The 9718-nt window shown below is 59.8% G+C and carries 7 protein-coding genes; all 7 read left to right on the forward strand.

The annotated features are described in order from the left end of the window. Positions 1 to 112: 112 nt before the first annotated feature. Positions 113 to 1090, forward strand: coding sequence for a dipeptidase (locus tag ACJO5Y_RS01380; RefSeq protein WP_406984475.1), 978 nt, complete (start codon positions 113 to 115; stop codon positions 1088 to 1090). A gap of 2 nt (positions 1091 to 1092) precedes the next feature. Continuing rightward, complete coding sequence (locus tag ACJO5Y_RS01385) at positions 1093 to 1644, forward strand: DUF5943 domain-containing protein (RefSeq protein ID WP_406984476.1); 552 nt, start codon at positions 1093 to 1095, stop codon at positions 1642 to 1644. Positions 1645 to 1737: 93 nt separating this feature from the next. Next, a complete protein-coding gene (gene dgcA / locus ACJO5Y_RS01390; protein WP_406984477.1) occupies positions 1738 to 3801 on the forward strand; it encodes a dimethylglycine demethylation protein DgcA in 2064 nt (687 codons plus the stop codon). Positions 3802 to 3828: 27 nt separating this feature from the next. Continuing rightward, a complete protein-coding gene (locus ACJO5Y_RS01395) occupies positions 3829 to 5769 on the forward strand; it encodes a (Fe-S)-binding protein (protein ID WP_406984478.1) in 1941 nt (646 codons plus the stop codon). Continuing rightward, positions 5769 to 7070 (forward strand): electron transfer flavoprotein subunit alpha, encoded by a 1302-nt coding sequence (gene etfA, locus ACJO5Y_RS01400; RefSeq protein WP_406984479.1) that lies wholly within the window; start codon positions 5769 to 5771, stop codon positions 7068 to 7070. Before ACJO5Y_RS01395 ends, etfA begins: the two co-directional genes overlap by 1 nt. Beyond that, positions 7060 to 7866 (forward strand): electron transfer flavoprotein subunit beta, encoded by an 807-nt coding sequence (gene etfB, locus ACJO5Y_RS01405; RefSeq protein WP_406984481.1) that lies wholly within the window; start codon positions 7060 to 7062, stop codon positions 7864 to 7866. Before etfA ends, etfB begins: the two co-directional genes overlap by 11 nt. 248 nt (positions 7867 to 8114) lie before the next feature. Further along, on the forward strand, positions 8115 to 9718 hold a 1604-nt coding region (locus tag ACJO5Y_RS01410), incomplete at its 3' end, for a BCCT family transporter (protein WP_406984483.1).

The raw sequence follows: 9718 nt of genomic DNA on the forward strand, positions 1-9718 counted from the left end.
CCTCGGTGAGCTGCCGATTTTGGTGTTTCCCCTGTCGCTTCCAGTGAACTCGGTTGAACGCCTCATGGATACACTCCCTCTATGCTCAACCAAACAACCGTCGGGGTGTCACATGAACGAAACCGAATTGCACCAGGACTCCATCGTCATCGATGGTCTTATCATCGCCAAATGGGGTCGCGAACTCTTCGAGGACATGCACAAGGGTGGGCTGACCGCCGCCAATTGCACCGTTTCCGTCTGGGAGGATTTCCAGGCGACGGTCGACAACATCGTCCTGGTTAACGAACTGATCGAAGATAACAGCGACCTCGTGATGAAAGTGCGGACCACTGACGACATCCGCAAGGCCAAGGAGCTGGGCAAGACCGGCATCATCATGGGCTTCCAGAACGCCCACGCCTTCGAAGACCAGCTCGGCTACATCCAGATCTTCAAGGACCTCGGCGTCGGCGTTGTCCAGATGTGCTACAACACCCAGAATCTCATCGGCACCGGCTGCTATGAGCGGGATGGTGGCCTGTCCGGTTTCGGCCGCGAAGTCGTCGCGGAGATGAACCGCGTCGGCATCATGTGCGACCTTTCCCACGTTGGCAGCAAGACCTCCGAGGAAGTCATCCTCGAATCCAGTAAGCCGGTCTGCTACTCCCACTGCCTGCCGTCTGGCCTGAAAGAGCATCCGCGCAACAAATCCGACGAGGAGCTCCGGTTCATCGCCGAGCATGGTGGTTTTGTCGGAGTGACCATGTTTACACCGTTCCTCAAGAAGGGCGTCGACGCCACCATCGATGACTACGTCGAAGCCATCGCCTACATCGTCGACATCGTCGGCGAAGACCAGGTCGGCATCGGCACCGATTTCACCCAGGGACAGGACAAGGCCTTCTTCGACATGCTCACCCACGACAAGGGGTACGCCCGAGAGCTCACCCGGTTTGGCAAAATCGTCAACCCCGAGGGTATCCGCACCGTCGGTGAATTCCCGAACCTGACCGCCGCCTTGCTCCGCAACGGCTTCTCCGAAGAGCTCACCCGCAAGCTCATGGGTGAGAACTGGCTGCGCATCCTTGGCGAGGTATGGGGGGAATGACCATGACCACACACGCACCGGAAATGCCCATCGAAGTCGACAGCGAAACCGGCATCTGGACCACCGACGCACTGCCCATGCTGTATGTGCCACGGCACTTCTTCATCAACAACCACCAGGCCATTGAAGCGGAGATCGGTCCTGAACGATACGCCGACATTCTCTACAAGGCCGGTTACAAATCCGCCTGGCACTGGTGTGAAAAAGAAGCGGCCCTGCACGGCCTCAAGGGTAGTGAGGTGTTCGATCATTACATGAAACGGCTCTCCCAGCGTGGCTGGGGCCTGTTCACTGTTGAACATCTCGACATCGCCAGCGGTCAGGCGCGAGTTCGGCTTGACCACTCCGCCTTCGTCTACCACTACGGCAAAGCCGGACGCAAGATCGACTACATGTTCACCGGCTGGTTCGCCGGTGCCATGGACCAGATCGCCAATGACATCGGATACGAGGTGCGCACCCAGGCGGTGCAAACGCAAAGCGCCGCGGAGGAGGGCGTCGATTACGGCGTCTTCGAAGTGACACCGACACCGGACTTTAATACAGCCAACTAAAACAGAAAATTCAGTACGGAGGTAAACAGGGCTTTGCCTGATGGATGGGGCAAAGCCTGAGGAACCTGCGTACAGAATAATGAGAGAGCCACCATGTCCCAATTCGAAGCACTCTTTCGACCGTTACAGATCAACCAGTTGACCATCCGCAACCGGGTCGTCAGCACCGCCCACGCCGAGGTTTACGCCACCGAAGGCGGCATGACCACCGATCGCTACGTCAAATACTACGAAGAGAAGGCCAAGGGCGGCTGCGGTCTGTGTATCTGCGGCGGCTCCAGCGTCGTTTCCATCGACAGCCCGCAAAGCTGGTGGAGCTCGGTCAACCTTTCCACCGACCGTATCATCCCCCATTTCCAGAACCTTGCGGACGCCGTCCACAAACACGGCGGCAAGATCATGATCCAGATTTCCCATATGGGGCGTCGCTCCCGCTGGGACGGCGAAAACTGGCCCAACCTGATGTCGCCCTCCGGCGTCCGTGAACCCGTGCACCGTGCTACCTGCAAGACCATTGAGGAAGAGGAAATCCAGCGCATCATCGGCGACTTCGCCCAGGCCGCCCGCCGCGCCAAAGAAGGCGGGCTCGACGGTGTCGAACTGTCCGCCGTGCATCAGCACATGATCGACCAGTTCTGGTCGCCACGGGTCAACAAGCGCACAGACCAATGGGGCGGAACCTTCGAAAATCGCATGCGCTTCGGCATGGAAGTGTTGAAGGCCGTGCGCGAGGAGGTTGGCCGTGACTTCGTCGTCGGCATTCGCATCTGTGGCGACGAATTCCACCCGGACGGTCTCAACCACGACGACATGAAGCAGATCGCCAAATACTACAACGACACCGGCCTGCTGGATTTCTTCGGCGTCGTCGGTTCCGGTTGTGATACCCACAATACCCTGGCCAACGTCATTCCCAACATGTCCTACCCGCCGGAGCCGTTCCTGCACCTGGCCGCCGGCATCAAGGAAGTGGTCGACGTGCCTGTGATCCACGCCCAGAACATCAAGGACCCGAACCAGGCCGAACGTATTCTGGAAGCTGGCTACGTCGACTTCGTCGGCATGACCCGCGCCCACATCGCCGACCCGCACATCATTGCCAAGATCAAGATGAACCAGGTGGACCAGATCCGCCAGTGCGTCGGTGCCAACTACTGCATCGACCGTCAGTACCAGGGCCTGGACGTGCTCTGCATTCAGAATGCCGCCACTTCCCGCGAGCATCTGGGCATGCCACACATCATCGAAAAGACTGAGGGCCCGATCCGCAAGGTGCTGGTCATCGGCGGTGGTCCCGGCGGCATGGAAGCGGCACGGGTCGCGGCCGAACGCGGTCATGAGGTCACGCTGATCGAAAAAGCCGGCGAGCTTGGTGGCCAGATCACCCTTGCCGCAAAGGCGCCGCAGCGGGACCAGATCGCCGGCATTACCCGCTGGTACGCCCTGGAACTGGATCGCCTTGGCGTCGACCTGCGCTTCAACACCGAAGCCGATGCCTCTGTCGTGCGGGATTTCCAGCCGGACGTCTGCATCCTTGCTACCGGTGGTGTTCCGTTCATGGAGCAGATCCCGGAATGGGGGTTCGAGGACGGCCTGGTGGTGTCCTCCTGGGACATCCTCAGCGGCAGGGTTGAACCGGGCGAGAACGTCCTGGTCTACGACACCATCTGCGAATTCTCCGGTATGTCCGCGGCGGACTATCTGGCTTCCAAGGGGGCACAGGTCGAACTGGTCACCGACGACATCAAGCCCGGTGTCGGTATCGGCGGCACCACCTTCCCAACCTACTACCGCAGTCTGTATGAGCGCGAAGTCATCATGAGTTCCGACATGATGCTGGAAAAAGTCTACGCCGAGGGCGACAAGAAAGTCGCGGTGCTGGAGAACGAGTACACCGGGCAGAAGGAGGAGAGGGTGGTCGATCAGGTTGTTATCGAGAACGGTACCCGACCGAACGAAGCCCTGTATTACGAGCTGAAGGACGGCTCGATCAACAAGGGACAGATTGATGTGGAAACCCTGTTTGCCTGTAACGCCCAGCCGGTTTTGAAGGAAGCCGATAAGGGCATGATCTTGTGGCGATTGGGGGATTGCGTGTCCCAGCGGAATACGCACGCAGCGATCTATGACGCACTGCGTTTGTGCAAGGATCTGTAACCCAAGTTCAATCCGATGAGGTACACCATGCTCCTTGACTGGCTGCTCCCAGCACTCGTGGTCACGGCACTCGCCTTGCTGGTTATCGGCGCCATACGCCGTGTCCTGCTCTGGCGTGCGGGCCAACCCGAACCGGTAAGCATCATCGCCGGGCTCATGGCCATGCCGCGCCGCTACCTGGTCGACCTGCACCATGTGGTTGAGCGCGACAAAGTCATGTCCAATACCCACGTCGCCACGGCGGGCGGGTTCGTGTTGTCCATGTTGTTGATCATACCGGTGCATGTGCTCGGGCTGGAAAGCCGGTGGCTCAGCATTCCCTTGCTGATCGCCACGGCCCTCATGTTCACCGGCGCCATCTTCGTCTACCGGCGCCGTCGCAATCCACCGGCCCGTCTGTCCAGGGGCCCCTGGATGCGACTGCCGAAAAGCCTGCTGATGTTTTCCGCATCGTTTTTCCTGCTCACCTTGTTGACCTCCGGTTTCCTGCCGGAGAATTTCGGGAGTTGGGTGCTCGTGGCCGTACTGCTGGTGGGCATAACTCTGGGTCTGTCCGAAATGCTCTTCGGCATGGGCTGGGGCGGGCCGATGAAACATGCGTTTGCCGGCGCTTTGCACCTGGCATTCCACCGTCGCCCGGAACGCTTCGGCGGCGGCCGTTCCACAGGCCTGAAACCGGTCAATCTGGATGGCAAGCTTGGCGTGGCGGAGCCCAAGGACTTCACATGGAATCAGCTGCTGGGTTTTGATGCCTGTGTGCAATGTGGCCGTTGTGAAGCCGTTTGCCCGGCCTTTGCCGCCGGCCAGCCGTTGAACCCGAAGAAACTGATTCAGGATATGGTCGTGGGTCTGGCCGGGGGAACCGACGCCAACTACGCCGGTAGCCCCTATCCCGGCACCGAAGTCGGCAAGGCGGAAGGCAACCCGCACCAGCCCATTGTCGATGGCTTGGTCAGTGCAGACACCCTATGGTCCTGCACCACCTGCCGCGCCTGTGTCGAAGAGTGTCCGATGATGATTGAGCACGTTGACGCCATTGTCGATATGCGCCGTCACCTGACCCTGGAACGAGGTGAAACCCCGAACAAGGGTGCTGAAATACTGGATAACCTGATCGCCACCGACAATCCTGGCGGTAACGAACCCGGTAGCCGGATGAACTGGGCGGCGGACCTTGACCTGCCGTTGATGGCCGACAAGCACGAAGCCGAGGTGCTGTTCTGGGTGAGCGACGGCTGTTTCGACATGCGCAGCCAGCGCATCCTGCGAGCCTTCGTTCAAATCCTGAAGGCTGCGGAGGTCGACTTCGCCGTACTCGGGAACGAGGAACGGGATTCCGGTGACGTCGCCCGCCGTCTTGGCGACGACGCCACGTTCCAGACCCTGGCCAGACACAACATTGCCACGCTCGGGAAGTACCGCTTCCAACGCATCGTCACCACGGACCCGCATGCCTTCCACGTGCTGAAAAACGAGTACGGCGACTTTGGTGGTCACTACGAGGTATTGCACCACAGTACTTTCATCAACGAACTGGTCGAACAGGGCCGGCTCAGACTGGACCGCTTCAAGGGCGGTACCGTCACCTATCACGATCCCTGTTACCTGGGGCGCTACAACGGTGAGTACGAGTCCCCGCGCGCATTGCTCAATGCCCTGGGTATCCAGGTCAGCGAGATGGAACGCTCCGGCTACCGTTCACGCTGTTGTGGCGGCGGGGGCGGAGCGCCCATTACCGACATTCCGGGGGAGCACCGCATCGCCGACATGCGTGTCGATGACGCCCGCAAGGTGGAGGCCGAAACCATCGCCGTCGCCTGTCAGCAATGCACCGCCATGCTCGAAGGCGTGGTGGAGCCGCGCCCCGAGATTCGCGACCTGGCCGAGCTGGTGGCCGATGGCCTGATCATCGAAGCAGCCGAATCGACCGCTCCAGCGGCCCAACCGATAGCTGAGGAGGTGCACTGATGACGGATATCCCAAGGCGCGACCCGCGCATCGAATGGATACTGCGTAATCGTCTGCACCCTCAGTATGATGAGATGATCGCCGTTAACAGCGGTCCGGTGCGCGGCCCCACCGGCCTGTTACGTAAGAATCCCCACGCCGTTGGCTTTATCGGACCCAATGGTATCAAACGCATCGACCGCAGCGCCGGTCTGACCGGCGGCGCAGGCGGTCTGTCGTCACGTGCCAAAGGCCGCTCGGCCCAGGCAGAAGTCGAGTTGCCCCTGCATCGGGTTGAGCAACCCGATTTCCATGTGGTCGTGGTTGTCGACTTGGCGGGCGGCCGCTTGAGCAGTCATGACAAGGACGTGCTTGGTCAGGCGCATCAGTTGGTGAAAGCCGCGGAAGGCGAGGGCGCTGTTGTGGCCGTCGCCCTTGGCGAAGCACGGGAGGCGAACTTCGACAAGGCAGGCGCCGACCGCCTGGTGCATTTGACCGAGGTTCACGGCCAGTCGCTGACCGGCTACTGTCCGGAGCACAAACTGGCCGTGCTTGAAGCGGTTGAATCCGAACTTGCACCGCGTTATTGGCTGTTCCCGGATTCGGTCCACGGCGGCGCCGACCTCGGCTCCCGCCTGGCTGCCCGCCTGGGCGAACGCCCGGCCGTGCATGCCTGGCAAGTGGATGCCGACCACAGCGTCTGTCGCGGCGGCAGCCAGTTGACGGATTGGCATCGACCCACGGCCCGCGTCATCCTGCTGGCCGAGGAATGCGCACTGCCAATCGACGAGACCCGGCACGAAGCCAAACCGATCGAACTGGCGTCGATTCCCAGGGTAACCCCCCGAATCGAAGACCTCGGCCAGGTCGAGGTTGACCCGAGTAAGATAGCCCTTGGGGAAGCCGAATTCATTCTCTCCGCCGGAAATGGGGTACGTGACTGGCAACAGTTCCATGCAGTAGCCACAGCCATTGGCGCCACGGAAGGCGCCAGCCGGGTCGCCGTGGACGATGGTCACATGCCGCGTTTCCGCCAGGTCGGTGCCACCGGCACCTGGGTGACAGCGCGGGTTTATATTGCCGTGGGTATTTCCGGCGCGATCCAGCATATGCAGGGTATCGGCCGGTGCGACAAGGTGGTGGCCATCAACCTCGATGATGGCTGCGACATGATCAAACGGGCCGACCTGAGTGTGATTGGTGAAAGCCAGGGCATCCTCGGTGAGTTGCTGCGGCTGGCCGAAGCCCGCCAAAGTGGGATGGAGCTCGAATCACCCGAAGCAACGGCCGAATCCACAGAGGAGGACCGTCATGTCGCCTGACTCTTTCCCTAACTCTTTATCCAACCCCGACCTCAAGGTCGCCTCGCTTGTTTCTGTTGGTCAACATCCCAAGTCCGGTCGCGCACGGCGGGCCAGCCAGGATGCCCGGGCCGTCGAACTCGGCTTGAAGATGACAGGCTCCGCCTCCCGACTCATCCATGTCGGTGGTGGTGATGAAACCGGCCTGCGCCAGTACCTTGGCATGGGCTTGCCGGAAATAACCCTGCTCAAGGCTGACGGTAGGGCGGATGCCGTCCCCATTTTGGCGAGCTATCTCAAGGAACAGCCTGCTGACATCGTCCTTTCTGGCATTCACGCCGAGCGCGGCGAGGCCTCCGGCATGGTGCCTTACCTGTTGGCGGAACACCTCGGCTGGCCCATCGTTCCCCGTATCGCCGACATCCAGAAGGTAGAGGATGGCTTTGCCGAAGTGCTGCAAGCCCTGCCACGTGGTCAACGCCGCCTGCTGCGCGTTCCGCTGCCGTTCATTGCGACCGTCGACAATGCTGCTCCCGAGGCGCGGCAATACGCTTTCGGCCCGGCCCGGCGCGGACTGATGAATGGTGTGGCAGTAAACGAGCCGGTTGATGAAGCCCGGCTGGAGTGGCAAGAGAACCCCGCCAAACCCAGACCCAAGCGCCTCAACGTTGTCAAAGCCAAATCCGCCGCCGACCGGTTCAAGGCGGCCACGGCAAAACCCCAGGGGCAGGGCGGCAAAGTCATCCGTGACGGCACGGACCGGGAGAAGGCTGAGGCGATCATGGAGCTGCTGGTTGCAGAGGGCGTGGTGAGGTAGTTTCCCGAGGCGGCAGGGATATCACCACCTTGCCGCTTTAAGACACGCAACGCCCTTTCCGTGTCGCAGTTGGAGTTCTGGCCTGATCTGCAATGCCATACCATAATCTTCGCCCGGGACAGATCGGAGCGGCTGGCAGCAAGGTAGCCGTGCTCAGGTAAACCCGACATGCAGGCCTTATTCGATATGGCCTCGGGCTCTCGAAAAACAACAATCCGATAATACTGAATTATTCAGGAGAGCCCCTTATGACCGAACGTGTGCAACCCTCGGTCGACGCTGATCGTCCTTACGACGACGTCGATTACCAGATAGGGCAAGACAATATCCAAGTTGCCGGGTTTGACGTCCACAACCCGGTGTTTGGCATCAGCGCCGCACTCATCCTTGTTTTTGTTGCCGGTACCCTGTTCGCGACCGAAGCAGCCAACGGTATGCTGTTGGGTGCCCGCGGCTGGGTGATTGAGCATTTCGACTGGCTGTTCATGGCCGGTGGCAACCTGTTTGTGGTTTTCTGCCTGGCGTTGATTTTCCTGCCAGTCAGCAAGGTCCGTATTGGCGGTGACCATGCCAAACCGGAATTTTCCACCTTATCCTGGTTTTCAATGTTATTTGCGGCGGGTATGGGCATCGGCCTGATGTTCTGGAGCGTCGCCGAACCTGTCGCCTATTTTACCGACTGGTACGGCACCCCGCTTGGTGTGGCCGCCAATACTGCAGAAGGTAAATCCCTGGCTTTGGGCGCCACCATGTTCCATTGGGGCCTTCATCCCTGGGCCATGTACGGCATAGTCGGCCTTTCGCTGGCATTTTTTGCTTATAACAAAGGCTTGCCACTTACGATTCGATCCGCCTTTTACCCGATTCTCGGGAACCTTATTTGGGGGCCAATTGGCCACGTAATCGATATTGTTGCCGTGTTGGCGACCATCTTCGGCCTGGCCACGTCTCTTGGCCTTGGCGCGCAACAGGCCGCCAGTGGCCTGGCTTACCTCGGAATCGTGGAGAACGGCATCGGTACGCAGGTCGGATTGATCGCGTTCATCACCGCCATTGCCGTTTTTTCCGTGGTTCGTGGTCTGGATGGCGGCGTAAAACTGCTCAGCAATATCAACATGGTCATTGCGTTCGTTCTGCTGCTTTTCGTCATCCTCGTGGGTTCCATCAGCGGCTTCTTCGCCAACCTTTTTGACCTGTTCTGGTCCTACGGGAAAAACATTCTGCCGCTCAGTAATTGGGTGGGCCGGGAAGATGAGACCTGGTTCCATGGCTGGACCGTGTTCTATTGGGCCTGGTGGATTTCCTGGTCGCCTTTCGTTGGCATGTTTATCGCCCGTGTATCCAAAGGGCGCACTGTGCGTGAATTCATGCTCGCGGTATTGATTATCCCGACCCTTGTTTGTGGTATCTGGGTAACGGCATTCGGTGGCAACGCGCTGGATCAAATCCAGGCTCAAGTGGGCGCATTGAGCGGTGGGCTTACCGAAGTACCGCTCGCCATGTTCCAGATGATGGAGAGCATGCCGCTGACCTCTTTGATTTCTTTCCTCGCCATTGTTCTGGTGCTGGTGTTTTTTGTCACCTCCTCGGATTCGGGATCGCTGGTGATTGATGGAATTACCGCCGGTGGCAAACAGGATGCTCCCGTCGCCCAGCGTGTATTCTGGGCGACCATGGAAGGCGTGATTGCCGCAACCCTGTTGTTTGGCGGTGGTGCGCAGGCGCTGAATGCGCTTCAAGCGGGTGCAGTTACCGCCGGCTTGCCATTCGCCGTCATTCTCATTCTGATGTGCGTAAGTCTGTACAAGGGGCTGAACGGGGAGGCGAAGAGACAGCTTAAATACAGCGTGTA

The organism is Marinobacter alkalisoli (assembly GCF_045449855.1).
Taxonomy (GTDB): domain Bacteria; phylum Pseudomonadota; class Gammaproteobacteria; order Pseudomonadales; family Oleiphilaceae; genus Marinobacter.